27 protein-coding genes are annotated in these 25,305 nt (G+C 45.7%); 5 read left to right on the forward strand and 22 right to left on the reverse strand.

The features are described 5' to 3' along the window. Window positions 1-42 precede the first annotated feature (42 nt). The 8 genes from QD47_RS25195 to alaS form a co-directional block, all read right to left on the reverse strand. Window positions 43-1,374, reverse strand: coding sequence for a peptidase U32 family protein (locus QD47_RS25195; protein WP_044648686.1), 1,332 nt, complete (start codon window positions 1,372-1,374; stop codon window positions 43-45). A 32-nt stretch (window positions 1,375-1,406) separates the two neighbouring features. Beyond that, window positions 1,407-2,336: a peptidase U32 family protein gene (locus QD47_RS25200; protein WP_044648687.1), complete on the reverse strand. Its 930-nt coding sequence runs from the start codon at window positions 2,334-2,336 to the stop codon at window positions 1,407-1,409. Window positions 2,337-2,347: 11 nt separating this feature from the next. Beyond that, window positions 2,348-3,376 carry an endolytic transglycosylase MltG gene (gene mltG / locus QD47_RS25205; protein WP_044648702.1) on the reverse strand — a complete coding sequence of 343 codons (1,029 nt, stop codon included), beginning with the start codon at window positions 3,374-3,376 and terminating at the stop codon, window positions 2,348-2,350. A gap of 95 nt (window positions 3,377-3,471) precedes the next feature. After that, the gene (locus QD47_RS25210; RefSeq protein ID WP_014282931.1) at window positions 3,472-3,777 is read right to left on the reverse strand and encodes a DUF1292 domain-containing protein; all 306 of its coding nucleotides are present in this window, start codon (window positions 3,775-3,777) and stop codon (window positions 3,472-3,474) included. Next, window positions 3,774-4,076: a DUF1292 domain-containing protein gene (locus tag QD47_RS25215; RefSeq protein WP_025682191.1), complete on the reverse strand. Its 303-nt coding sequence runs from the start codon at window positions 4,074-4,076 to the stop codon at window positions 3,774-3,776. Before QD47_RS25215 ends, QD47_RS25210 begins: the two co-directional genes overlap by 4 nt. A gap of 13 nt (window positions 4,077-4,089) precedes the next feature. Continuing rightward, on the reverse strand, window positions 4,090-4,506 hold the full coding sequence (gene ruvX / locus QD47_RS25220; protein ID WP_014282932.1) for a Holliday junction resolvase RuvX: 417 nt from the start codon (window positions 4,504-4,506) through the stop codon (window positions 4,090-4,092). Window positions 4,507-4,515: 9 nt separating this feature from the next. Further along, a complete protein-coding gene (locus QD47_RS25225; protein ID WP_007431624.1) occupies window positions 4,516-4,776 on the reverse strand; it encodes an IreB family regulatory phosphoprotein in 261 nt (86 codons plus the stop codon). 136 nt (window positions 4,777-4,912) lie between these two features. After that, window positions 4,913-7,546, reverse strand: coding sequence for an alanine--tRNA ligase (gene alaS, locus QD47_RS25230; RefSeq protein WP_044648688.1), 2,634 nt, complete (start codon window positions 7,544-7,546; stop codon window positions 4,913-4,915). Window positions 7,547-7,687: 141 nt separating this feature from the next. On the opposite strand from alaS, the gene QD47_RS33795 reads away from it, so the two are divergent. Beyond that, on the forward strand, window positions 7,688-7,819 hold the full coding sequence (locus tag QD47_RS33795) for a hypothetical protein (protein ID WP_268794272.1): 132 nt from the start codon (window positions 7,688-7,690) through the stop codon (window positions 7,817-7,819). A gap of 71 nt (window positions 7,820-7,890) precedes the next feature. Here QD47_RS33795 and QD47_RS25235 read toward each other — a convergent pair whose 3' ends face one another. Further along, window positions 7,891-8,958, reverse strand: coding sequence for an AI-2E family transporter (locus QD47_RS25235; protein ID WP_044648689.1), 1,068 nt, complete (start codon window positions 8,956-8,958; stop codon window positions 7,891-7,893). 209 nt (window positions 8,959-9,167) lie between these two features. Here QD47_RS25235 and QD47_RS25240 point away from each other — a divergent pair, with 209 nt between their 5' ends. Beyond that, window positions 9,168-11,141: a methyl-accepting chemotaxis protein gene (locus QD47_RS25240; protein ID WP_044648690.1), complete on the forward strand. Its 1,974-nt coding sequence runs from the start codon at window positions 9,168-9,170 to the stop codon at window positions 11,139-11,141. A 213-nt stretch (window positions 11,142-11,354) separates the two neighbouring features. Here QD47_RS25240 and QD47_RS25245 read toward each other — a convergent pair whose 3' ends face one another. From QD47_RS25245 to cymR, 4 genes are all read right to left on the reverse strand, one after another. Next, complete coding sequence (locus QD47_RS25245; RefSeq protein WP_013311529.1) at window positions 11,355-11,567, reverse strand: hypothetical protein; 213 nt, start codon at window positions 11,565-11,567, stop codon at window positions 11,355-11,357. Between the two features lie 10 nt (window positions 11,568-11,577). Continuing rightward, window positions 11,578-12,099 (reverse strand): PRC-barrel domain-containing protein, encoded by a 522-nt coding sequence (locus tag QD47_RS25250; protein WP_044648691.1) that lies wholly within the window; start codon window positions 12,097-12,099, stop codon window positions 11,578-11,580. A 132-nt stretch (window positions 12,100-12,231) separates the two neighbouring features. Then, on the reverse strand, window positions 12,232-13,383 hold the full coding sequence (locus QD47_RS25255) for a cysteine desulfurase family protein (RefSeq protein WP_044648692.1): 1,152 nt from the start codon (window positions 13,381-13,383) through the stop codon (window positions 12,232-12,234). Window positions 13,384-13,394: 11 nt separating this feature from the next. Then, window positions 13,395-13,814 carry a cysteine metabolism transcriptional regulator CymR gene (cymR, locus tag QD47_RS25260; protein ID WP_014282941.1) on the reverse strand — a complete coding sequence of 140 codons (420 nt, stop codon included), beginning with the start codon at window positions 13,812-13,814 and terminating at the stop codon, window positions 13,395-13,397. 304 nt (window positions 13,815-14,118) lie between these two features. On the opposite strand from cymR, the gene mnmA reads away from it, so the two are divergent. Further along, a complete protein-coding gene (gene mnmA / locus QD47_RS25265; RefSeq protein ID WP_200893517.1) occupies window positions 14,119-15,240 on the forward strand; it encodes a tRNA 2-thiouridine(34) synthase MnmA in 1,122 nt (373 codons plus the stop codon). 347 nt (window positions 15,241-15,587) lie between these two features. Here mnmA and QD47_RS25270 read toward each other — a convergent pair whose 3' ends face one another. From QD47_RS25270 to QD47_RS25285, 4 genes are all read right to left on the reverse strand, one after another. Beyond that, entirely contained in the window at window positions 15,588-15,809 is a 222-nt protein-coding gene (locus QD47_RS25270) for a hypothetical protein (RefSeq protein ID WP_044648694.1), read from the reverse strand. 66 nt (window positions 15,810-15,875) lie between these two features. Further along, the gene (locus QD47_RS25275) at window positions 15,876-16,898 is read right to left on the reverse strand and encodes a WXG100 family type VII secretion target (RefSeq protein WP_235332358.1); all 1,023 of its coding nucleotides are present in this window, start codon (window positions 16,896-16,898) and stop codon (window positions 15,876-15,878) included. Between the two features lie 363 nt (window positions 16,899-17,261). After that, window positions 17,262-18,680, reverse strand: coding sequence for a helix-turn-helix domain-containing protein (locus QD47_RS25280; RefSeq protein ID WP_044648695.1), 1,419 nt, complete (start codon window positions 18,678-18,680; stop codon window positions 17,262-17,264). Window positions 18,681-18,845: 165 nt separating this feature from the next. Next, window positions 18,846-19,151, reverse strand: a complete 306-nt coding sequence (locus QD47_RS25285; protein ID WP_152643871.1) for a recombinase family protein — start codon at window positions 19,149-19,151, stop codon at window positions 18,846-18,848. Window positions 19,152-19,303: 152 nt separating this feature from the next. Here QD47_RS25285 and QD47_RS30235 point away from each other — a divergent pair, with 152 nt between their 5' ends. Beyond that, a complete protein-coding gene (locus tag QD47_RS30235) occupies window positions 19,304-19,750 on the forward strand; it encodes a hypothetical protein (protein WP_052646923.1) in 447 nt (148 codons plus the stop codon). Window positions 19,751-19,801: 51 nt separating this feature from the next. Here the strand turns inward: QD47_RS30235 and QD47_RS25295 are convergent, their stop codons facing one another. Both QD47_RS25295 and QD47_RS25300 read right to left on the reverse strand, forming a co-directional pair. Continuing rightward, entirely contained in the window at window positions 19,802-20,422 is a 621-nt protein-coding gene (locus QD47_RS25295) for a hypothetical protein (protein ID WP_044648696.1), read from the reverse strand. A gap of 36 nt (window positions 20,423-20,458) precedes the next feature. Continuing rightward, window positions 20,459-21,028, reverse strand: coding sequence for a hypothetical protein (locus QD47_RS25300; RefSeq protein WP_044648697.1), 570 nt, complete (start codon window positions 21,026-21,028; stop codon window positions 20,459-20,461). Between the two features lie 1,526 nt (window positions 21,029-22,554). Here QD47_RS25300 and QD47_RS25305 point away from each other — a divergent pair. Then, window positions 22,555-23,385 (forward strand): PPK2 family polyphosphate kinase, encoded by an 831-nt coding sequence (locus tag QD47_RS25305; RefSeq protein ID WP_044648698.1) that lies wholly within the window; start codon window positions 22,555-22,557, stop codon window positions 23,383-23,385. Between the two features lie 112 nt (window positions 23,386-23,497). On the opposite strand, the gene crcB (QD47_RS25310) is transcribed toward QD47_RS25305, so the two are convergent. The 3 genes from crcB (QD47_RS25310) to QD47_RS25320 form a co-directional block, all read right to left on the reverse strand. Beyond that, complete coding sequence (gene crcB / locus QD47_RS25310) at window positions 23,498-23,854, reverse strand: fluoride efflux transporter CrcB (protein ID WP_044648699.1); 357 nt, start codon at window positions 23,852-23,854, stop codon at window positions 23,498-23,500. Then, on the reverse strand, window positions 23,851-24,252 hold the full coding sequence (gene crcB / locus QD47_RS25315) for a fluoride efflux transporter CrcB (RefSeq protein ID WP_044648700.1): 402 nt from the start codon (window positions 24,250-24,252) through the stop codon (window positions 23,851-23,853). The genes crcB (QD47_RS25310) and crcB (QD47_RS25315) overlap by 4 nt, the downstream gene beginning before the upstream one ends. A 101-nt stretch (window positions 24,253-24,353) precedes the next feature. After that, window positions 24,354-25,305 (reverse strand): AAA family ATPase (locus QD47_RS25320; protein WP_044648701.1); only part of this gene is annotated, 952 nt, incomplete at its 5' end.

Consider the following 25,305-nt stretch of genomic DNA (forward strand, 5'->3'; position numbering starts at 1 on the left):
GGAGAGGCTTTTGAATCTTTTTATCCAAGACTTAAGACTTAATTACTTCTTTTTACGCATCATGTCAAAATAAGATACAGGCTGATCAACCTTCATTTTGATCCGTTGAAGCGGGTGGCGGGCAGCATCCAGTTCGTTACCTTCTTCATCCCAGATCGTTTCGACCGTTTGTTTAAAAAACGTACCGTTCGGACCAAAAAATTCAATTTCATGTCCCGGTTTAAAATGGTTACGCTGTTGAATGGTGGCTATACCACTCTCAGCATCGTAGTCCATAACCAGTCCGGCAAAATCATAAGGTGCAGCCTTTTCTTCCGGTTCATAAATATGATCCTCATGATCTGGTGTATCGTAGAAAAAGCCGGTATTCAGCGGACGATTGGCCGCCTTGTTAATTTCATCAATCCATTCCGGCCTAAGCACATAATTTTCAGGATCAGCCATATACGAGTCAATCGCTTGACGATAGACATTTACAACCGTAGCCACATAGTGAATGGACTTCATACGTCCCTCTACTTTGAAGCTATCCACACCGACGTCAATCAGATCAGGGACATTTTCAATCATGCAAAGGTCCTTAGAGCCCATGGAAAAAGCATTATCATTTTCCTCAAACAGTGGAAGCTGATTAACACCAAGCTGGAATTGCTTCAGCACATTGCTATCCTGCGCCTCTTCCTCAGATATCCACACCTCGTCTTGACGGGCATCCTCAAACAAATCGTATTTCCAGCGGCAGGACTGACAGCAGCCCCCTCGATTGGAATCCCGGTCCGTAAAGTGATTAGACAGCACGCAACGACCGGAAAATGAAGAACACATCGCACCATGGACAAAGGCTTCGATTTCGATGTCCACATGCTTTTTAATTTCTTCAATTTCCTCCAGGCTGGTCTCACGACCCAGTACCACACGCGGCAGTCCTTCATTCTTCCAGAACTTTACCGCCTGCCAGTTCAGCGTCGATTGCTGGGTGCTCAAATGCACTTCCAGCTCCGGCACCGTACGCAATGCCACAGATACAATCGCAGGATCAGCGACAATGACAGCATGAATACCCGCCTTGTACAAATTACGCAGGTATTCTTCAATCCCCGCAATATCCTCATTGTGCGCATAAATATTGGTAGCAACAATAACTTTGGCGCCATATTTTTTCGCAAACTCTACGCCTTCCCGCATTTCCTCAAAGCTGAAATTATCGGCATTGGAGCGCAGACCGTATTTTTGTCCACCAATATACACGGCATCCGCACCATAGTGAATAGCAAACTTCAGCTTTTCCAGATTTCCGGCAGGAGCCAGCAGCTCCGGCTTATCCAGACGATTCCGCTTGCCCGTATATTTTCTCGTTTTGGTCATCGTTCCCATGACGTTCCCCCCTCTGTGTACTCTTTTTCAAATTAATAAACCTGTTCTTTATAGAAAAATCCGAAGGACAGTTCCCGTTCAGGATCTTGAAGACGGCGAACCTCATCCAGCCAGCTTTCATCATAAGCATAAGCGTCAGGATCGGCTGTAAAAGTATCCATCGCTTTGCGATAAGCACGAACGACCGCCGCGTTATAAGCCGCAGGCTTCAACAAGCCCTCAATCTTAAAGCTATGCACGCCTGCCTCCATCAGAATATGCAGGTCCTCCATAATACAAAAATCATCCGAACTCATAATATGCGTTCCGTTGATATCCTCATAAATCGGAAACTTCTCTTCCTGTCGCTCTGCTTCGATCAAAAACAAGCCGCGCTCTCTGCCCAGATCACCTTCCACCGGGCGTCCCTGATGCAGCATATAGCTTTGTACAAGCTTGCGCTTGGAATGATATATATTAGTCATGCCATGCACCTGAACCTGCGCCTCCATGTTCAGCTTTGGCACCATTTCCGTAATTTCGTCCATACTCAGCTCACGGGCCAAAATGACGCGCGAAGTGCCCTTCTCTCCCCAATAGTTGGCGGTTGCGAAGTTGGTGGAAATCATTTCACCGTTCCAGAACAACTTCACATGAGGGGCATATTCCTTTACCGCCATCAATACTGCCGGATCATTAAACTCAATGGCATCTACACCGCATCCGGCAAGCGTCTGCACGTATTCGGGAAGGAACGGCAATAGCTCGTTCGTCATCAAGTTGGTCATGGATACATATACCTGGGCCGTATGCTTTCGAGCTTCTTCCACAACCTCACGGATTTGGTCCGGTGTAAAATGTCCCGGTAACCGCATCCCAAAGCGGTCATCTCCAATAAGTAATGCGCTCGCTCCAGCCTCCAGCATTTGACGGGCATCCTCCGGAGAGCTGGCAGTTACCAATAGTTCGGGTTTGTAAGCCATAGGCTCACCTCCTAATTTGTCTTACGGTTGCTTACCTGAATATTATGCAAATGTTCTTTATATGTCTTGGCAAACAAATGTCCGTGTGTTCCGTCTTTTTTGGTCACATAAAATAAATAATCCGTAGCATCCGGCTGCAAAGCTGCTACCACTGATTTCAGGCTGGGGCTTGCAATCGGCCCCGGTGGAAGCCCCTGATGCAAATACGTATTATATGGGCTTTCTACAGCCAGATCCTTGTAATAAAGCCGTTCCTTTTGCTTGTCCAGCATATATTGAACGGTAGCGTCAATTTCCAGCTTCTTATCCTGCTTGAGCCGGTTATAAATAACGCCAGCCACGACAGGCCGTTCATTATCTACAACGACCTCGCGCTCCACCAGAGAAGCAACGGTCAGCAGTTGATGCCGCGTTTCCCCCCGCTGTTCCAGCTTGGCGTCCAAATCAGGAACGGTCTCCAGACGTTTTTGCGTCTGTTCCAGCATCGCCTGTATAATATCTTTGGTCGTACTGCCCTTTTTCAGCTCATAGGTTTCCGGGAAAAGATAGCCTTCCAGCGCATAGCGAAGCCCCGCCTGCTTTGGAATGTCCCGCACCAGCGCGACGTCAAAAGCGGACGGATCGTTGGCCAGCTGCAAAAATTGCTTCTGGTCCGCCAGTCCTTCCTTTTGCAGCTTATCAGCCATCTGTCTGATCGTAAATCCTTCCGGTATCGTAAAACGGATCATTTCCTCTTTCACAACGTCCCCTGCCGATAGCTTGGCAATCAACTGATCAAAGGTAGCACCGGGCTGTGCCTCATATTTTCCGGCCTGAAACGCGCTGCCTTGCTGTTTGAATTTAAGATAGGCCTTAAACACGAGCGCATTACGTATGAGTCCCTTTTGCTCCAGCGTATCTGCTATAGCGGATATACCCATTCCTTTCACTACTGTAAACGTAACCGGCTGCGTCTTCGTCTGGACAGGCTGCATGGCATTCCAAATATAGAGAGTTGCTCCGCCTGCTATGATCACAAACAATAGAAGCAACGTAACCAATGTCGTCCTTCGCTTCAATTCCACCCAACTCCTTCACAGCCAAAAAGGGCGGACTGGTCCGCCCTTTCAGGTTTGATCTCCTCGTTATCCAGACCTTACAGCTCTTCCGGCAGTGTGCATTCATCATACAGCTCGGAAATATCTTCCCACTCATCGTCATCCTCAATCGTGGTGATGGAAATATCGCCTTCCGGGGATGGGCTCACATGATACAACTCATGCTCGCCTTCAGCAGCTCCAGGTTTGCGCAATACGGCGTACCGTTGCTCTCCTACCTTGAACTCTGCTTCCAGTTCCATGCGTACTGCACGGCCCTGTTCATCCTGTAGCTCTACATCGCCGCCGAACGCTTCCTTCAAATCAGAGGTCCAGCTCAGGTCTTCACGTGAATAGTTCGTCATTTCCCGTCTTCCTCGTCCTCTTCTTCCACAAATGTATTAAAGGTCTCTTCAACGATTTCCCATTCGGCATCGTCTTGGATCACAAACAATTTAATATCATCGCCTTCTTCCTCGTAACGGAAGGCGTACACATCGGACTCGTCGGCTTCAGGGTCCACTGGCGCAACCATCATGTACTTCGCTTCGGAACCGTCTACCTCAAACTTCATAATGACCTCGAACTCTTCCTCGTTGCCCTCGTCATCGGCAATGTAAATAATTTCCGGCTCTTCTTCCATACCCACTTGATTTTCAGCCATTACGAAATCCCCCTCACCTTGTACTGTGTGCGTCCAAATAGTTTTGCAAGATCAGGCTTGCGGCCAGTTTGTCTACCACCTGCTTGCGTTTTTTTCGGCTGACGTCGGCCTCCAAGAGCGTGCGCTCTGCCGAACGCGTCGTCAGCCGTTCATCCCAAAGGTGAACGGGTAAACCCAGTAACTCCTTGAGTCGGTTCGCAAACTCAATGCAAATCTCACCGCGTGGACCCACGGTACCGTTCATGTTTTTCGGCAAGCCTACTACAACCTCGCCGACCTCATTGTCACGGACCAGATTTGCAATCTTACCGAACTCGCTGTCGTCACCGCGTCGTTCTATGACTTCCAATCCTTGGGCGGTCCAGCCGAAGGCATCACTTACGGCGACCCCGATTCGGCGGTCCCCGTAATCCAATCCCATTACTTTCATGCCTGTCTCCTAACGGTGCTTGGCCAGATAGAAACGAACCAGCTCTTCAATCAATTCATCGCGTTCTTTTTTGCGTACCAGGCTTCTGGCATTATTATGCCGTGGCACATAAGCCGGATCACCTGACAACAAATACCCGACAATCTGATTGATCGGATTGTATTCTTTTTCTACCAAAGCATCATATACGGTCAACAAAATCTCCTGAGCAGAAGCTTCCTTCTCATCCGCCTTGACATTAAATTTGACCGTTTTGTCCATGGAATCCACTGTTGACACCTCGCTTCCACAAAACATGTGTACATGTTTATGCCAGCTTATTCTTATACATCATACCATAAGCAGAGCCCTTCAAGGAAATGTCTAAGTCCGGTTTTTTCCAAAATTCCGCAAAAATTATCGAACTTTATCCTTGAGAAGCCGCCACTACCAATTCACGGGCGCGCACGAGCGCTTCGTCCAGCTTGCTGGCATCCTTGCCTCCGGCTTGCGCCATATCCGGACGGCCGCCACCACCGCCGCCGCATACCGCAGCAATTTCCTTCACAAGCTTGCCTGCATGAAGCCCGGCCTTGGTGTGCTCTGCCGGTACAGCTACGACAAAATTAACTTTGTCGTCCATCGCAGCCCCTAGCACCAGCACAGCAGTCGGAAGCTTGCCTTTCAGTTCATCGGCAATTGCACGCAGCGCATCCATACTGGAAGCCTGTACACGTGCAGCCAACAGCTGCACTCCGCCAGCTTGTACGACCTGATCGGTCAACTGGCCCGCTTCAATAACACTCAGCTTGCTTTGCAGCGATTCATTTTCACGACTGAGGTCTTTAATTTGCTGCTGCAAGGATTCGATGCGTTTTGGCACCTCTGACAGCTTGGATTTCACCAGACCTGCCGATACTTTTAGCAGTTCCAACTGGCCTTCCATATATTCAAAGCCAAAGCGTCCGGTCACCGCTTCAATCCGGCGAACACCCGATCCGATGCCGCTCTCGCTGACAAGCTTGAACAGTCCGATTTGTGAGGTGTTGCTCACATGACAGCCGCCGCACAGCTCAATGCTGTAATCACCTACCTTGACGACACGTACGATATCTCCATATTTTTCACCGAACAGCGCCATCGCTCCGAGAGCCTTGGCTTCATCAATCGGTTTCAGTTCAATATTTACATCCAGCTGGCTCCAAATGGCGCGATTTACACGCAGCTCAATATCCGCCAGTTCTTCCGGCGTTATGCTTCCAAAATGAGAGAAGTCAAAACGCAGACGCCCAGGCTCCACCAGTGAACCTGCCTGATTGACATGGTCACCCAGTACTTCCTTAAGAGCTTTGTGAAGCAAGTGCGTAGCCGTATGATTTTTCTCGATTTCACCGCGAGATACTTGGTCCACTTCCGCTTTCACCGTATCACCAACGTTCAGCTCACCGGCTTCCACGACGACCTGATGTACATGCTGGCCTTGCGGTGCCTTGAACAGCCCTTCGACCTTCGCCGTTACCGTACCCCCGCGCAGCAAGCCATGGTCACTGACCTGTCCGCCGCTTTCAGCATAAAAAGGAGTCACGTCCAGCACAACCTGACAAGTCTGTCCTTCACTAACACTGTCCACCAGCACATCTTCATATACAATAGCCACAATTTTAGACTCGGTTATGAGGTCATTATATCCAACAAAGTCGCTTTTAACCGCCAGGTCAGACAAGGCTCCACCCTGAATCTTCATGCTGGCATTGTCCTGATGAGCGTCACGCGCACGTTGCCGTTGCTCCTGCATCGCTTCATCAAAGCCTTCACGGTCTACTTTTAAGCCTTGCTCGTCCGCATAATCCTCGGTGAGATCGAATGGGAAACCATACGTATCATACAGTTTAAAAGCGTCCGCTCCACTGATGACATCGCGACCTTCCGCTTTTGCCTGAGCACTGATATCAGCCAAAATAGCTAATCCGTCCGTTAGCGTTTCGTGGAAGCGTTCCTCTTCTGTTTTGATCACCTTGATGATGAAATCACGCTTGTCCACCACCTCAGGGTAGTACACGCCCATGACATCTCCCACCGTTTCCACAAGTTCAAACATAAATGGACGGTTCATACCCAGCATTTTTCCGTAACGTACAGCACGGCGCAGCAAACGACGGATAACATAACCACGGCCTTCGTTGGAAGGCAGCACACCGTCACCAATCGCAAAAGCTACGGTACGAACATGGTCGGCAATCACTTTTAGAGCCACATCGCTGTCCACATTTTCGTTATATTTGACTCCTGCCATAGCGGCTGTTTTCTGAATAATAGGTTGGAAAATATCCGTATCGAAGTTGGAATCCACATTTTGCAAAATGGATGCAAAACGCTCCAATCCGGCGCCTGTATCAATATTTTTGTTCGGAAGCGGCGTGTAGCTGCCATCCTTGTTATGGTTGAATTGTGAAAATACGAGGTTCCATACTTCCAGATAACGCTCGTTTTCCCCGCCCGGATACATTTCAGGGTCCGTCATGTCGCTGCCGTAAGCTTCGCCGCGATCATAAAAAATTTCCGTGCAAGGTCCGCAAGGGCCTTCGCCGATATCCCAGAAGTTATCTTCCAGTTTGATGATACGCTCAGCAGGAAGCCCCACCTTTTCGTTCCACAGCTTGTACGCTTCTTCATCCTCAGGATATACGGTTACAGCCAGACGCTCCGGGTCAAAGCCGATCCACTTCGGATCAGTCAGAAACTCCCACGCCCATACAATGACTTCTTCCTTAAAATAGTCGCCAATCGAAAAATTACCGAGCATTTCGAAAAAAGTGTGGTGCCGGCGCGTTTTGCCGACATTTTCAATGTCATTGGTGCGAATACATTTTTGCGAATTAGCGATACGCGGATTTTCAGGCTTCACACGTCCGTCAAAATAAGGCTTAAGCGGTGCCATCCCCGCATTAATCCACAGCAGGGAAGGATCTTTATGCGGAACAAGCGGTGCGCTTGGTTCAATCACATGTCCCTTACTTTCAAAAAACTCCAGCCATTTGGAGCGGATTTCACTAGCTTTCATATTAAGTAGCCTCCTAATTATGGTGTCACTTGTACTTGGCACAGGCCATAAAAAAACAGAAAAACGCCCCTGAACGGATCAGGGACGATTGTATCGCGGTACCACCCTGGTTATCGTCGTCCCCTCTGTACGAAATGCTACATGCGCAAGCTGCGCACCCAACATCTGATTAACGGACGAGTGATCGCCTTGTTTTCACTGGTAACGGGAGCATCCCGGCGGGTTCAGCCCGCACTCCGAAATGAGCTTTCCCTACTGGATAAACACATTTAAACATACTCAATTCAGTATATCCGTGTCATTTAGCCGTGTCAACGCGATTTCAGACGGGGATATGGACGAAATCAGATCGTTTTGCGCTTCACGTAATAAGCAAAAAAATGCTGAAGCGCCACCTTCAAGACCGCCATCACCGGAACCGCTAAAATTAACCCGGTTATTCCCGCTATTTCCCCGCCCACCAGCAGTGCGAAAATGATGGCAATCGGATGCAAATGCAAGGTTCGTCCAACTACCTGGGGAGAAATGACGTTACTTTCCAACACTTGAATACAGGTGTTGACGACTACGACCAGCAGTACCATTTTAAAAGAAACCGTAGAAGCCATAACAACCGCCGGAGCAGCCCCCAAAAACGGGCCTAAATACGGCACAATATTGAATACGGCCACCACTCCTGCCAGCAGCAGCGCATAAGGCATCCCAATCAGCATATATCCGATATAGGCCATCACCCCGATAATGACGCACACCAACAATTGTCCACGCACATAGTTACCGAGCGCCTGATCAATTTCCTTGAGCACCGTTACAATAGCCTTGCGGCGGGATCGCGGGAGATAAGACACAATAGCCCGTTCGAACACATCGAAATCCTTTAAAATATAAAAAATGAGAAACGGCACAATGAACACATTGAACAACATATTGATCATCCCGCCGATGTTGTCCATAAAAGCAGCAATGCCTGTAGCCATCCGATTTTCGAGTTGAAAAAACCACTGATTCATACCTGAGCGTACCCCTTGGGGTAAAATACTTCCGTCCATATTCGTCATTAATCCCTGTGCATGCATGGTCAGCTCAGGCAGATGCTCATTCAGTTCATCCAGTTGATCAATAAACATCGGAATCAGGTGCATCAGAATAACGACGAGGCTGCCCAAAAATACAGCATAAATGAGCAGGACGGCTACACTTCGAGGTACCTTGCGTCCGCCCAGCATATTGACCACAGGATTAAGCACATAGGAAATAATCATCGCCACCGCAAATGGCGCAATAATCGTTTTTAGAAAATCATACAGATGCAAAAACAAAGGCCGCAGCAGCCAGATAAAATATAGAATGACAAGTCCCAGCAGCGTCCATATTCCGTATCGGAACAGCCTGCTTTTCGTTAATTGCTCCATACCGTGCCCCCTTACCGGACTAGCCTCTATTCAGTATATGCCTGTACCTTTACTTTAATCCTTCCCATAACTGTGGAGGCGCCTTAAATAATGATTATGAAGAAAGAATGAAAACAATTGAAAATGATTAACAAAGTCATTCTATCTGACGATATAAGTACAAAGAACTATTTGAGCTTTCACATTTCTGAATCATCGGGGGTCGTTACATGAACTTAAAAATGAAGCTTATTCTCCTTTTCACCTGTATTGTTATCGTTGCAGCTGGGCCTTTGTCCGTCATTAGCATGACAAGCATTAAAAATCAGGCCAACCGTGACATACAAGAGCTTATGAACAGTAAAGCCACCGAAACCGTCAATCAGCTCGACGGATGGACAAGCGGCAATGCCAAAATTATCGAGACATTAGCTGCAGGTCTGGAATCCGGCAATATTCCACCAGATGCCAAAATAGCTTCTCTAAAGGCGGCCTTTCAAAACTATAAGGATCAAAGTATCGCTAACATTTATGCAGGATTTGAGGATGGAACCTACTGGGATGGCTCCGGCTGGTCTGATGCGGGCTACGATCCTCGCACACGTCCGTGGTACAAGGATGCCAAAACCAAGGGGGAATTGTATTATTCCTCACCGTACATTGATGCAGGAAGCCAGGACTTCACCATTTCTATTGCAAAGCCTCTCAAGGACTCCAATGGCTCTATCACTGGGGTGATCAGTGAAGATATTATGTTAAACGACATGACAAAAATCATTAAAAACATAAACCTGAACGGATTAGGGTACGCATTTCTGATTGACCAAAATGGAGTCGTGGTCGCGCATCCGGACAGCAAGCTGGCTGGTAAAAATCTCAAGGATACGCCCGAGTTGGGTTCATCAACGGCCACTCTGCTCAGTGCCCCTTCGGGAAAAGCCGACTACAATTACAATGGCAGTGATCGCCAGCTTTATTTTAAGAAAATGCCCAGCACAGGCTGGATCGTAGGCTTGTCTATCTCAAAAGAAATTGCTTTTCAGGAGTACTACTCTACTCGTAACCAACTGTTGATTACTGTAGCTATTATTTTTGTTGTTGCCATGCTTTTGGCGGTCTGGGCGGCGAACAGCTTTATCAAGCCGATTCGGAGGCTTCAAGCGAACGTCAAGCGGATTGCTGAAGGGGATATGACAGCACGTGTGGATATTAAGGGCAAAGATGAAATTGCCAGCTTGGGTACGGATTTTAATATCATGTCGGATAATCTTTCTCACTTACTGCGCAAAGTGGCAGATACGGCTGGCGAGGTCAGCTCTGCTTCTCATGACATGCACCAGCACGCCAAGGATACTGGGACCATCGCATCACAAATCTCCAGTGCCGTTCAGGAGCTTGCCCAAGGAGCAAGTGATCAGGCCGAGGCTGTATATTCCGGCTCTGAAAAGCTATCGCATATGACGGGCTCCATCAACCAAATCGGCCAAAGCGTCAAGCGAACCCAAACCGCCGTGCTGGAAACAGACTCTGCCGTGCTGGCTGGGTACGAAACAGCGGAGCGTCAAGCGAAGCTTGCAGCCGAGTCCAGACAAACAACAACGGCTGTAGGTGAAGCTGTAGACTCACTCACATTGAAAACACAGGATATTGAACGGCTGGCCGGGGCCATTCATGATATCGCAGCCCAAACCAATCTGCTGGCGCTGAATGCTTCCATTGAAGCAGCACGTGCCGGGGAACACGGACGCGGCTTTGCCGTCGTTGCCGGGGAAGTACGCAAGCTGGCTGAACAAGCAGGAAGCTCCAGTGACAGCATTATGCACAAGCTGGAGGAAATCAAGGTTGCGGGACTGCGGAGCGCAGAGGAAATGAAGAAGGCTCTCGCTGTAACAGTAGAACAGGAGCATGCGGCTACCGCTACGAGACAGGCGTTCGAGTCCATACGGGGAGCTTCTCAGCACATGCTTACCCAGATTGAGGACGTATCCGCTGCGGCTGACCATCTCCGTACAAACGCCGGACATATTTCCGATGTCATTTCCAGCGTGGTCGCCGTTTCTGAGCAAAGCGCAGCTTCCACCGAGGAAGTGGCTTCCTCCGTGCAGGAGCAAGGGCATTCCATGAACAATATTGCCCAGCTTTCCGCCAAACTTGACTCGCACGCAGACCTGCTGCTGGAAGAGGTTAAACGCTTTAAGCTGTAAAACACTTCTGCCCAAAAAACAGATAAACAGCGTGCTATACATCCAGACAGGAATCTACATGAAAAAGAGGGTGACTCCCAGGCTATTACAGCCATCGGGAGTCACCCTCTTCGTTATTCATCAAGCATGTCCAAACTATGATCCGCTCCTCTGCTGAACGGTATAGTCACACCTCATATAGATGGACAGCCTGTCCCCGCTTCAGGTTTAAATTTATGAAGAAGCGTGGATCTGCGGCAGGTCCTGTTGTGCCATTTCATCTCCAAAGAACAGATCGTCCAGCGAACTGAGCGTTCCATCCTCTTCCACTTGGTAGACGGACATTTTTTCACCATTCACTTGAAGTTCGATGAAGCATCCCCAGCAATAAAATTGATGGGAGCCGATTTTGCCAATATCTTTGGAATTACAATTCGGACATCTCAATAAACTCACCCTATCCATTAACAGAATATATGGCTTTTTCCAAACGCTGCTCGCTTAACGGGGGCACCATAACGGCATTCTCCCCGATGGACATTTCTTCGGTGCAGGGCAGCCATTTCCGCCCTTCTATAATATCCGATACAAAACCATCGCTGATTTCCAAGCCTATTATGTTATTGCCCATTCCCTGGTCAAAATAAACATCCGAAATGTGTCCGAGCATAAGTCCTTCCTCTGTAAGCACGGATAAATCCTTCAATTTACCGGGTCCAAGCAAATACGTATGTTGAATATCGTTGGCTTCCGTTTTACGGACAGCATGCTGATTGCGAATCATAATCGCATCTTCACCATAAGCGACGATGTCATCCCAAGCCACCATTTTCACTTGAGATGAAAAAAGGCCTTTGCCCTCCAACTCGATCCCTGTAATTTTCCAATCAGCCGTCACTATAAAATCGTGTATTTTACCAATCTGCTTCCCGTCCTCTACATCGAAAACGGCAAGTCCGATCATATCCTGAAGCTTCATAATAGGGTACCTCCTCATTCTGCAATCCGAACGGAGGTGCGGTCCTTTCCTTCATGCGTGTCAGACCTTGGTTCCGTTCATGCCATGAAATGGAAAACCGCCCTCCCTTCTTATTAAAGTGCGGAGAAATCCCTAGTACCTAGTACGTAGCCGCTTCCATATGGTTTCAATTTTCTTGGCCGTGTATTCCATTTCCTCCATAGTATTACCCAAACCGAAGCTAAAGCGAATCGCTGAATTCAAAACATCTTCAGGAAGATCCATCGCCTGCAACACATGCGACAGTTCCAAGGACCCGGATGTACAAGCTGAACCGCTGGCTGCTGCAATTCCTTCCATATCCAGATTCATCAGCATGGTCTCCGTACCGATAGCCGGGAAGCTAAGATTTAGTACATTCGGTAAAAAATGCTCAGGGTCGCCGTTGATTACAAAAGCGTCTCGGCCCAAAGTGTCTTCCAGTGCTTTGAGTAGCGTTTGGCGAAGATTCATATCGAGCGTCCAACGTTCCTCTATAGAGGTGTTGGCAAGAGAAGCTGCTTTAGCCAAGCCTGCAATCCCGGCAACGTTTTCCGTACCAGCACGACGTTTCTTCTCCTGAAGTCCCCCGTGCATCAAAGGCTGGATACGTGTACCCTGACGGATATACAAAGCTCCAACGCCTTGCGGGCCGTTGATCTTATGACCGGATACGCTAAGCAAATCAACCGGAAGGCTCTGGCAATCTATCTGTATATGTCCGTAAGCTTGAACCGCATCCACGTGAAATACAATGCCATGTTCTCCGGCAATCTGCCCCACCTCATGGATCGGTTGAATTACGCCTACCTCATTGTTGGCATACATCATGCTGATCAAAAAAGTATTCGGCCGAATCGCAGCCTCTATATCCGCTGGATTGACGCGCCCAAAGCTATTGACTGGCACATAGGTCACTTCGTAACCCGCTTTTTCGAGTTCAGCGCAAGCATGAAGCACCGCATGATGCTCAATGGCCGTCGTAATGATATGGCCGGAAGTGCGGCCATCTGCCGTAGCCGTCCCGAACAGGGCCAGATTATCGCTTTCTGTCCCTCCGCTTGTAAATATGATTTCTTCGGGCTTGCAGCCCAAAGAGGCCGCAACGGCATCCCGCGCAGCGCTGACGGTGCGCTTGGCATCCCGACCAAAGGCATGAACGCTTGAAGCGTTACCGAATTGGCCGGTCATGATGTCCATCATAGTCTGCGCAACCTCAGGATGCATAGGAGTCGATGCGGCATGATCCAGATAAATTCTGTTCATGTCGATTCACCTCAAATGTAAAACATGTAGTTATCCAATTCATCATGTTCCTGGTATGTGATCAAGTCCTTGAGTGTAGTGGAATCCAGTACTTCTGCAATACTGTCACGAATCCGTAGCCATAGCTGACGCTTCGCCGGATCATCCTCTTCAGTGAAATCTACTGGAGAAATCGGACCCTCCAATACACGAATAATGTCTCCTGCCGTTACCCCTGCCGGTTCACCCGCCAGAATATAACCGCCGTAAGCACCACGGATACTTTTTACCAAACCTGCATTACGCAAAGGCGCAATAAGCTGCTCCAGATAATGCTCGGAGAGCTGATTTTTCTCGGCTATACTTTTCAAAGACGTCGGACCTTCGCCAAACCTGGCTGCAAGTTCCATCATAATCGTCAGGCCGTAGCGGCCTTTTGTTGATATTTTCAATTGTGCCACCTCACTTATAGTAACAATTCCGTTAAACACGCGGAATAACTGGTGTTATAAACCTCTCTATTCCGATCTTAACCCTCAGCTTATGTTAACATATTAGGGCAGGTAAAGGGAAATATTACGGTAACAATCTTAAAAAAAGTTGTTTTCGGGCCATTTGGAACGGCTTTGGCCCATTTTATAGAACTTTCTCCCATCGTTCTCTGTGTCGTTGGATCGTCCAGCCATCGTAACTTATTATCGTTTATGTTATAATAGGAGGGTTCTACAACAATATTGAAAGAATTGGGTGATGACCATGGCTAAAGCCAATCATGAAACCCGTGTCGTCGTCGGTATGTCCGGGGGCGTCGACTCATCCGTTACCGCGCTGCTGCTGAAGGAGCAGGGCTATGACGTAATCGGCATCTTCATGAAAAACTGGGATGACACGGATGAATTTGGCCGTTGTACGGCTGAGGAGGATGCGGAGGATGTACGCCGTGTCTGCGAGCAGATCGACATTCCTTACTATACCGTCAATTTTGAAAAAGAATACTTCGATAAAGTATTCTCGTATTTTCTTGATGAATATAAGGCTGGACGTACTCCAAACCCGGATGTCATGTGCAACCGCGAAATTAAATTCGGGGAATTTCTCAATAAAGCGCTGGATTTGGGCGCGGATTATGTTGCTACAGGACATTACGCCCGGGTTGTGGAGGAAGACGGTCGTTTTACCTTGCTTCGCGGTGTGGACAGCAACAAGGATCAGACCTATTTCCTGAATGCATTGAGCCAAAAGCAATTGTCTCGGGCGATGTTCCCTATTGGTCATTTGCCGAAACCGGAAGTCCGCAAAATTGCGGAAGCCGCAGGATTGTATACGGCCAAGAAGAAGGACAGCACTGGCGTATGCTTCATCGGCGAGCGTAATTTCAGGGAGTTTTTGAGCGGGTATCTGCCTGCTAAAGGCGGAGACATGGTGGATATCGCTACAGGTGAAGTCAAAGGACGCCATGATGGTCTGATGTACTATACACTCGGCCAACGGCAAGGCTTGGGTATTGGCGGCTCCGGTTCAGGCGAACCGTGGTTCGTAGCTGACAAGGATCTGGAGCGGAACATTTTGTATGTGGTACAAGGCGACCGTCACCACAGCTTGTATTCCACCAGTCTAATTGCAACCGACGTGAACTGGATTGAAGGCGCGGATACGCGTCCGTCCGGCGAATTCCGTTGCGCAGCCAAGTTCCGTTATCGCCAGCCTGATCAACAAGTGACTTTACAATGGCTTGAGGACGGAACCGTACACGTCGCATTCGACGTACATCAAAAAGCCATTACCCCTGGACAAGCCGTCGTATTTTACGATGGTGAGCGGTGTCTGGGCGGCGGAACCATTGACAAGGTTGAAAAGCTCCAGCCTGAAACGGTTTAAAGTAATCCCCGTTTGATGTTGGCATAAATGCTTAAACAGGAGGCGTCTCTTCTATCTATGGGGAGACGCTTTTTTTATGAAAAGATGCTCTTTTCTCCATTTGGGTATATTATGTAGACAAGATATCAATAAGCTTCTCATCTAGTCTCATTAAACCTCAAAAAACCTTATTGTATCAATGCTTTTCGCTCACTACTTTTCATCTAGTCATATCGAATCACCATTAGCTGAAGGGTATCCATAATAAGGTGTATGCAAATTACATCCCCCTGTATTTCAGATAGGCTAACTATGCAAAAAAGCTCGCCCCTTTTTATTGTTAAAGGGCAAGCTGAAATTGTACTTTTTCAAATCACTATGTTATCCCACAATTCTAAAATAGTCTTGTCGGCAATCTTCCCATTAGCAAACAACTCTCTTGCTGATTCAAACGACTGCGAAAAACTGTCTCTTTCACGAGTAAGAAAGTACTCTTCTTCATTCTGGCTAATCCAATAGCTATCGTTTTTATAGTAGAACTGAAACTCTTCCCCCATTTCAAAACGTTCCACCAATTCATTGTATTCCAAAACAATCCCTCCTACTTCTTGTTAACTCTTTTAAATGTCCCATCTTCTTTCCATTCAAAAACATGTTCATGAGGCCACTCTTGGATGCTGCTTTGAATTTCCATGATTCGTATAGTCTACATCGCGTGTAGCTCTTCCATTTTCATCATAATATCTTCTTGTTTTTATCTCACCTGTATTTTTATCCAGAATATCAACAGAAGAGTTGGGTTCACCTTTAGCTGGATGCGGGTTCGTTGTTGTACTAGTATGATTAGATGAAGGAGTAACATCTATCGACGTTCCCTTATTGGAAGTAAGTGTTTGTTTAGATGAACCTCCACCTTCCCCCTTCGCCATCTGCCAAAATTCCGCTGAGCTTTTCCCTATTCCACTTGCACTTTTAACTGCGGTTGTACCTCCATGTGCCGCTAAAGCAGCTGAGCCAATCAATCCAAGTATTCCGATTATACTACCAACTCCTGTAGATGAAACAGCAACTGATAATCCTTCTCCACCTGTTCCAACGATTACCTCACCAGACCCCTGCAATGTCGTAGCTACGTGACCGAGAATTTCACCTACTTTAGCTGACATTGGATAATCATAGTCGCGGTCTTTTTCGGGCAGCATCCCCAAGGTTAAATCTTCCTGAATGGCTCCTTTTGCTCCTTGAACAGTATCCCATAAAATTTCTCCTTGAAGCTTGCTAGCTTCCATCTGGGCTTCAGCCTTGGTTATCTCAGCTTTTCCAATTTGTTCAAAAATTTTATGTAGCCAGTCTCCATCGCTGGATGCCGTTTTAATAGGTGTGCCATTTCCCGGCACATCCAGTACGACTTTTTCCCTATCCACCTGTGTGAAGTTTTTTGAGATAAAAATGAGTGCCTGTGCTACTGTCGATAGTCGTTCAAGCGTCACACTCATGGATTGTTGTGATCTTTGGAAGTCTTGAAAGAATCGTTGACTTGTCAATCCATCCCATCCACCTTGGACGAACATCATTTGCCGATTCAGTTGGTCACACATATGTCCCATTTGCTGTTTTCCTTGCAAGAACTGGTCAGCCACTTGCATCAGCTTGTCAGGTGGAACCAATATTCTGCCCATTCTATCACGCCCACTTTAATTTAGATGGAAGTAATCTTATCAGAAGGAGATGGTGTGTACGCTGTTAGATGATGCCTAAGTTAGGATATAGCAGTCGTCGCTTTCAAATCTTGTTCTTCAAGCAATTCTGTAATTCAGGTATTAATATTTAACTTTTGGGCAATGTCAGTTTGAGTCTTTACCAAACCAAAATTTCATTGGCTGAACCTGTTGGTTCTCTCCAACAGCCCATTTTAGGAGTGCATTTTTGAACGAACTCTTATTAATTTGTTACACGTTTAAAATCCACCAATCTGTACAAGGGTCTGAATACCCTGATCATGATTGTGCGTCTGAGCGGGTACGGCTACAAAAAACAAAAAGCTACTCGCAACGATTAGCAGTACCATTTTTTTTAACATTACTTAACCACACCTTTTCAATAAGATTAAAAAACCCTGCTTTAGTTTCAGGAACCGCATAATCTTGAAAATGTAAAAATAAGCCCATACAATTTATAAAATATGTCTCGTTATTTAGTATATTCGCTTTTACCATTGCATTCATCAAATATTTAAAACCATCACTGTACACACCTCGATGTAAATAGTAATGAGCCATTTCGTAACCAAACCATGCAAAATAGTCCGGTATCACTTGTTGGGTATATATATCTGTAGAAGCTGGGAGATGAGAAAAAGAATTAATGTCCGTTTCAAAACGTAAAAGGACATCATCCACATCTATTCCATATCGGTTAGCTGCTATCATAACGTTCAACAGCTTTGAGAGCTTCTCATTATTGTTGGCGATTGATGTCACTAATATATATTCAACGTACTCTGGAAGCACACTCGTATCTCCAGACAGGAGCTTATTTACATACGTATTACCTTCTGCCCAATCTTTGAATAAGTTTACCCAGTGTTTTGTATCCTCGTCAGTCTCTTTGACCCAATCCAAGTCTGCGTAGGCGTATGTATATTGTAGAGCTTGCTGATAATCGCCTTGGGCTTCACAAACACTGGCACACAATAAGTCAGCATAAGCAATATATCCAAATAACGGTCCCCTGGTTCCCTTTTCATGCTCCCTGTTCTTTCGATTCTTTTGCTGATGCTTCATTGAATATTGGACTTCCGCTTTTCCTCTCATTTTCCTTGCCATTTCGTCAACCTTGTCCCATTTACGCAAGGACCTGTACACGTTTGCCAAATCCTTTAATGCATCAAGCTGGTCTATTTCATCCAGGCGCTCTACAAAAGCTTCAAATATCGCAGATCCCCTGAGGTTTCGGCTTTGATCGTCTCCAATCTGAATCGTGAATATACGATATTGACAGACTGCCAATCTTTCGGAGTGCTGGTACTTTTCTGCTTCTGCAATCCCCTCATAGAGTAACAACGCAGCAGCATGCCGACCCTGTGCAAATAGTGCTTCTGCAATGTCAAATAGTTTGAGCGAATAGAGTAGATTGTCCATGATGGCTCCCATCACTCGACGGATCGCATCCAGCTTGTTCAACTCCGCACTGCGATACAAAAATGGCTCGATTCGTCTCATATTCGGGGGGAAGTCGATGATGTAGTTTTCTACAAATAAGTCGTAAAAGTAGCCTTCTGGTAAACCCATGGCCTCAGTAATTCGGTCAAGCTGGTTAACAGACATAGACTTATTTCCTGTCACAATACCACTTACTATCCCCCTATTAATGCCTGAAAGATTCCCGAATTGTGCTATGCTCAAACCCTCTTGTTTTAGGTATCTGTCTAATTCTGCCCGTATCGTAGGTGTGATTTCCATGGATAAACCACCCTTTCAGCGTGAACTCGTCATATGATTCCACTTTAATTAACATGTGGTTAATAAACTAGAAGATGAAGATTTGGTATCCTTATTGATTGTACCGTATTTTGGAATAAAATCACAGGATTTATCTAGGCTGCATACATACACATGTGCATTATTTTATCCTACTTGTTGCTGATGTTCATATTCTTTAACTCTACGATAGAATGTCCTGTTTTTCATGCCTAGTTCTTCCATTGCCTCCACAGCCTTGATTACTCCAGATTTCCATTTGTCATACACCCTAACAAAATCAGGCGTGATTTCCTGCTTAGGACGACCAAATTTCACCCCTGCTGCTTTGGCTACCTCTATTCCTTCACTTTGTCGTTGTTTATTTTTCAACCTTTCCTGTGCAGCTACGTAAGCAAGCATACTTAGGAATTGATCCTCAAGAAGCTTTCCAAAATCACCCTCACGAATCATTAACCGCATTGCCTGATAGCGAGGTCGGTCAAAATTCTTCCCACACTATTATCTATTTTTATACATTAAAACAAAATTATTCTTCAAACTGAAACATTTCACCAATTCGGATCGTCTATAGAGTAAATTTCAGAAAGGGGATTTGTTCTATTATGCGGAAGAATGGAATTTTGTTTTTGATTATCGTGTTGTTGTTAATAACAGCTTGTAGCTCTAACGCTGAAAAAGTAGCTATTTCTCAAAGTGGGAAGGGGCAGGAGAAAATAATAGTCTACAAACTACAGAAGGACGCAACACTGCAACAACAAACAAAAAAAGATGTAATTGCTACATTTAATGATACTTCTGACACTATGATATTTATCAATGCAATTAAGGAATCAGAAAAGATATCAGGTATAGTTAATATGGATTCTCCAAATTACGAAGTTACATTCCAAAAAGATGGAACAAAAGATTCTTATTATTTATGGATTAACAATAACGATCCAACCAGCAATGCTATGTATGTGAATAAGGACGATACTCATACTGCGTACAAGATATCAGTCAACTCCACAAATTCGATAAATAAATTACTTGAGAGAATTAAAGATTAGCTAAAAAGGTCTGTTCTTTTGTTTAAATAAAGAACAGACCTTTTTTTGATTTTATTTCAAATCATATTTTTCCAATACTGATTTTCGGAATTGTTCTTTTGAATCTTGTTTTTCCCCCGAAATACTAGGGGATTGAGAAGAAGGTTCAATAGCAAACTTTCCGAGATCCATATTGATTACGCTATACTGTCCTTGTGTATTTTTCTTGAGAAAAATAATACTTTTTTCATTTTGCTTCAATTCAGTATAATCCTCATAAGCTATTTTTTTCTTGCTCCCAGCATCTTTAATATAAGAAATCGGTTCGACTATAGACAAAGGTTCTTCTGCGTTCAGTGCTACACCTTCGGGTGACTTAATTACCTTGTCAATTTTTACATTAGTAAGTGTGTAAAAGTCTTGAATAGTGCCATCATCAAAGCTCGTAACGATATGTTGACGATCGTCAAAACCCTGTAAAGGAGTCCCTATCACAATAAGTTCTGCATTGGAGTCCAACTCGTCTACCGTTCCGTATTCAATATAAGAAGCTTCTAACGAGATTTTTGGAGTATTTAATTCTGAAAATTTTGGAGAAGCATTCGTGGATGTAAAAAAAAGACTCCCTGAAGCAATCAGTCCCCCTACCGCTAATACAGAAATACCCAACTTTATTTTTTTATTAAAAGTCATAATAGTGCCCCTTCCTTAAATTAGTTATTACGCTAATTAGTTTCCCCACTTGGCAATTAAGGATTGCTTGTCATATGCTTGAACACCGATAGACTGAATACCTTGTTTCATAACAGAGCTACTAGAAGTTGATGGATGCGCTTGAGATAACGTATGGCCAATCTCATGGGTTGCGTTGGAGGTTTTTTGTGCGGAATTCATACCGAAAGCCTCCATCTGATTATGATAAATTGCTACAGTAGCAAATGCCCATCTATCGCTTACACCTGCTACACCACCAGATGTGTTATAAGGAGTCGTTACTCCCAATAAACCAGAAGTAGCTGTAGAACCAACATAATATTTGTCTGGAGTCCCACTCGTCGATGTAGTTTTACCGATGTTTACTGATCCAGACGCAGCGCTCCAATCAGAACGTGCGGTATCATAGGCACTGGTATAGCCATTCGTAGAAACAGAGGAATCATAATATGCATTAAAATTGGCTGAGCTTCTCCCTCCGGTAAAGCTAGTTGCAAAAGAAGTGGAACTAATAGAAATCACGGCAATAGATAATATTCCGACCATGGAAAAAAGTTTTTTCTTGGAAGCTAATAGTTTTTTCAAGGTTAGCACCCCTTTTAGGAAATTTGGAAATCTTATTATCATTCCTGACGTAACAGAAAACCACTAAATCATTGGCAGCACTTGCTACACTACTAAGTCCAAACGCATCCACCAGTATTAAAGACACTACAACTAGAATCATTGAGATTTTATTTTGTTTTCAACTCAATCCTCCCTTTTATTTGGACATTTCCACTATTAATATACAGTCTACCGTTACAACAATCTACCATTTAAACAAAATATTTCATAATTCGACATCGATTTGATTCTTTATTCCTACTTGAAATGTAAGTTTATAGCTCTGCTTCAGGCTCAATATACGCTTTTTGAAGCTCAAGGCTTCATAAAAATTTTGGGTTTAGATCGCTTACTTCTAATTAATGATATAAAAAGAGTTACTCCAGTCTACCTATCTCAGCAAGAGTAAGTCTTTACCATGTCAAAATCGTTGTCTCCGTCATCTCCAAGCATTATCAGCCTAATACTGAAATCAATTCAGTATCAAAAGAGGCAGGCCAAAATAATTTTGCTCTGACAAAAACTCAAGCTGATATCGCAAATGGAATTGGTGAGTAAATTTGACTCTCCCCTACATTCTAAGCCATGCAGGGAGAACGAAATTTCGTTTCTCTTGAATTATTACTGAGTTTGATTATCGTGAAACGCGACATTTGAAATGTCAATGAGTCTAATTTAGATGGAACGATTTATTACTTCTGATTATAGAATTTCAGTACATTTGCAGATACCTACTTCTAAAGTTGGGATTCCCGTTTTGGGATATCCAAGTGTGTTCAACTTTGAGCATACCTAATCAGAAAATCCAACTCCTTATTCTTACGGCGCAGCTTTGTATAGCCAGATTTGTCTACCATTAAAATTTCAATGTCAGATAATCATGTCACCAAGTGACACGCTAAAGTTGGACGTTGTGTCCAACAGTTTAACGTAGTGTTAAACTCTGCAACATCAAGGGTTATAACAAGTTGTTAAAAGCCTACAACCGATTTCTTATGTATCAATCTCTGTAGATCAAGCTTTCTTCATCTTGACTAGACTCACTGCCAAATCTTATCGGTCTGGTATTCCACACATATTTCACCTTTTCTAAAAGACAAAACACTTGGCGAATTGACCTCTACAGACATAAAAGGAGTAATAAATCGTGTAAAAAAGAAAGTAAAGAATGGAAAGCCCGATAAAAAAGTTAGATAGACCTAAAGTTGTAAAAAGATGTGGACAATGATTTAGTCTGTTGTACAAATATTGGAAAAAAGTTTTCCCAAACACAATTACAAGGCTGATGAAAAGAAAGATAGAATAATTACTGAGTAAAAAAGAAGTATCTGATCCACTAGAAACTGAAAAAAAATTCTGTGACCAAAAGCGTGACCAGAAAGTCGAAAATGTAGCCGTTTAGACCAAGAAAAGCAAAGATACATAAGGAAATTTTGATAACACCCCCATTTGGGTATATGATGTAGACAAGATATCTTACTTCAATTGAAAAGGAGCGTGCCTTTATGTCTGATTCATTAGGAATGCTGACACCGGGTAAAAAAGTTTCTTTAAAAGAATGGAACCCCAAGGATACGCAGGATATCAAAAATAAAGAAGAAATTCAGCAGGAAACAGATCAATTGAAGGAACGTTTCGCGGAACTACAAAGCAAACTATTTACGGAAAAGAAGCAGGCGGTTTTGTTTGTATTTCAGGGTATGGATTGCAGCGGAAAAGATGGCGTCATCAAGCAAGTATTTTCCAACCTCAATCCGGCGGGGGTGACTGTCCACAGTTTTAAATCGCCTACAGCCGAAGAATTAAGTCACGACTTCCTGTGGCGTGCCCACAGCGTAACTCCGGGGCGGGGATATATTGCGGCGTTCAACCGTTCTTATTATGAGGATGTACTGATTACACGTGTTCACGGTCAGGTATCCGACAAGCAGGCCAAACGAAATATTAAACACATCAAACATTTTGAACAACTGCTGCTGGATAGCGGTGTAAAGGTCGTCAAAATCTTTTTACATATTTCAAAACAATTCCAGTTGGAGAAACTGATCGACCGAATTGAAAAGCCGCATAAAAACTGGAAACTTGATCCGAGTGATTTGCAGGAACGTAAATTTTGGAAGCAATATACCCAATATTATGAGGACGTGCTGGAGCTAAGCGCAACCAAACAAGCTCCGTGGTATGTCGTTCCTTCGGATAACCGTTGGTACAGGGATTATACTGTGCTGCGCATTGCTGTCCAAACGCTGGAGGAGATGAAGCTGTCCGATCCCGAACCAAGACCGGAACTGGAATCCCTTTTGCCTGAGCTGTATAAAGAACGGGATAAAAAATAGCTTCGCAGGCGCAAGTACTCTATCATATGTTCGTTAACACACCAAAAAAAGCTTCCAAAACCTTACTCAAGGCTGAAAATGCCAGAGTAGGGATTTTGGAGGCTTTATTGCGTCAACTAACTCCATATCCAACAGCCGCAGCTACAACCCCTACCACCACCGAAGAAAGCACATACACAGCCGTACGCCGATATTCTCTACGCTCCATCAGTTGGAGAGATTCATACCCGAATGTTGAAAAGGTGGTATAGCCACCACAAAAGCCTGTTCCCAGCAGCATCCAGAGTACAGGAGACAGATTGTTCTGCGTAAATTCGCCGTACAGCCAGCCGAGCAGCAATGAACCACTGATGTTAATGATCCACGTTCCCCACGGAAATGCGGTGCCAAACCTTTTTCCAACCCACATGCCAAGCCCGTATCTCGCCAATGTACCGATCATTCCACCTGCCGCCGCCCACCAGATCATAAGCTATCCTCCTGGGGAGCAACTTGCGTCATTTTCGTGCCCAGACGAATACCAGTCCATGTCAAAAACAGACCTCCACATACACTGAGCAGCAGATAGAACACAGCCGTTAGCGCACGATCATGAACCGTCAGGCGCACAGCATCCACTGCAAAGGTGGAAAAGGTTGTAAGGCCCCCAGTAAAGCCTGTTCCGATGGCAAGTCGCCAGCGAGGCTTAATCCGCCACGACCGCAAAGTTACTGTAAAGAACCAGCCGAGAAACAGACAGCCGATCCAATTAATGAACAGTACGCCAAGTGGAAAATCGGCACCTGCCGCAGGCAGCAATGTTTGTACACCGTAACGGGCAGAGGTTCCGAGCGCTCCACCTGCCCCGACGAATAGCACGTCTTTCATCTTTATGTCCCCTTCTTCACTTTTGCAGTATTCATAGTGTAACCATAACAGTGGCTAAACCTGATCTTACACACTACGTATATCCGTTTGCTACATATATTTTACGACTGTGAATCCCGCCACTGCTGGTTTTGTCTGATTTTCGACTCATTCCCCTGCTCTGTAGCCTGGTAAAAGGTCCGGTCTGCTATCGAATCAGGCAAATATTGCTGTTTCACATAATGGTTCGGATAATTGTGCGGATATTGATAGCCGACATGACCAAGCTTCTCCGAGCCTTTGTAATGTGCATCTCGCAAATGCAGTGGCACCTCAGCAGATTTGATGTCGTCCATAGCCGACATTGCCCGTGAAATCGCCGTATATACGGCATTCGATTTCGGACTCTCCACGGCGAACAAAATAGCCTGCGCGATGTTCAGCTTGGCCTCCGGCCAGCCGTTATTGCGATAGGCTTCAAGCGCACTCACTGCCTGCACCATCGCCTGCGGGTTCGCCAAGCCGATATCCTCACTGCTCGCCGCGATAAGACGGCGGAGAAAGGTCATCGGGTCCATGCCGAGCTTCTCCACAGCGTAGAGAAACCAGAACAGCGCCGCGTCGCTGGAGCCGCGAATGCTTTTGTGAAAGGCGGACAGCACGTCATACTGCGTGGACTCGTCTGCCTTGACAATCGGGCGGCGAATGGATTCCTCCGCGACTTCCAGCGTCACGTGAATCGTGCCGTCTGCCAGCGGAGGCGTCGTGAGCGCCGCCAGTTCCAGCGCGTTCAGGGCGCGACGGATATCGCCGTTCGCCATGGATGCGATGTGATCCAGCGCAGCTTCGTCCACCTGAAGCTGCATATAGCCAAGCCCCTTGTCCGCATCGCCCAAGGCACGGCGCATGGCTGCCAGCGAATGCGCCTGCGTCAGCGATTCGAGCTGAAATAACGTAGAGCGGCTCAGCAAGGCGCCGTTTACATAGTGAAAAGGGTTTTCGGTGGTGGCGCCGATAAACACGATCGTACCCTTTTCCACCGCAGGCAGCAGTGCATCCTGGCGTGAGCTGTTG

The organism is Paenibacillus terrae, from assembly GCF_000943545.1.
Taxonomy (GTDB): Bacteria; Bacillota; Bacilli; order Paenibacillales; family Paenibacillaceae; genus Paenibacillus; species Paenibacillus terrae_A.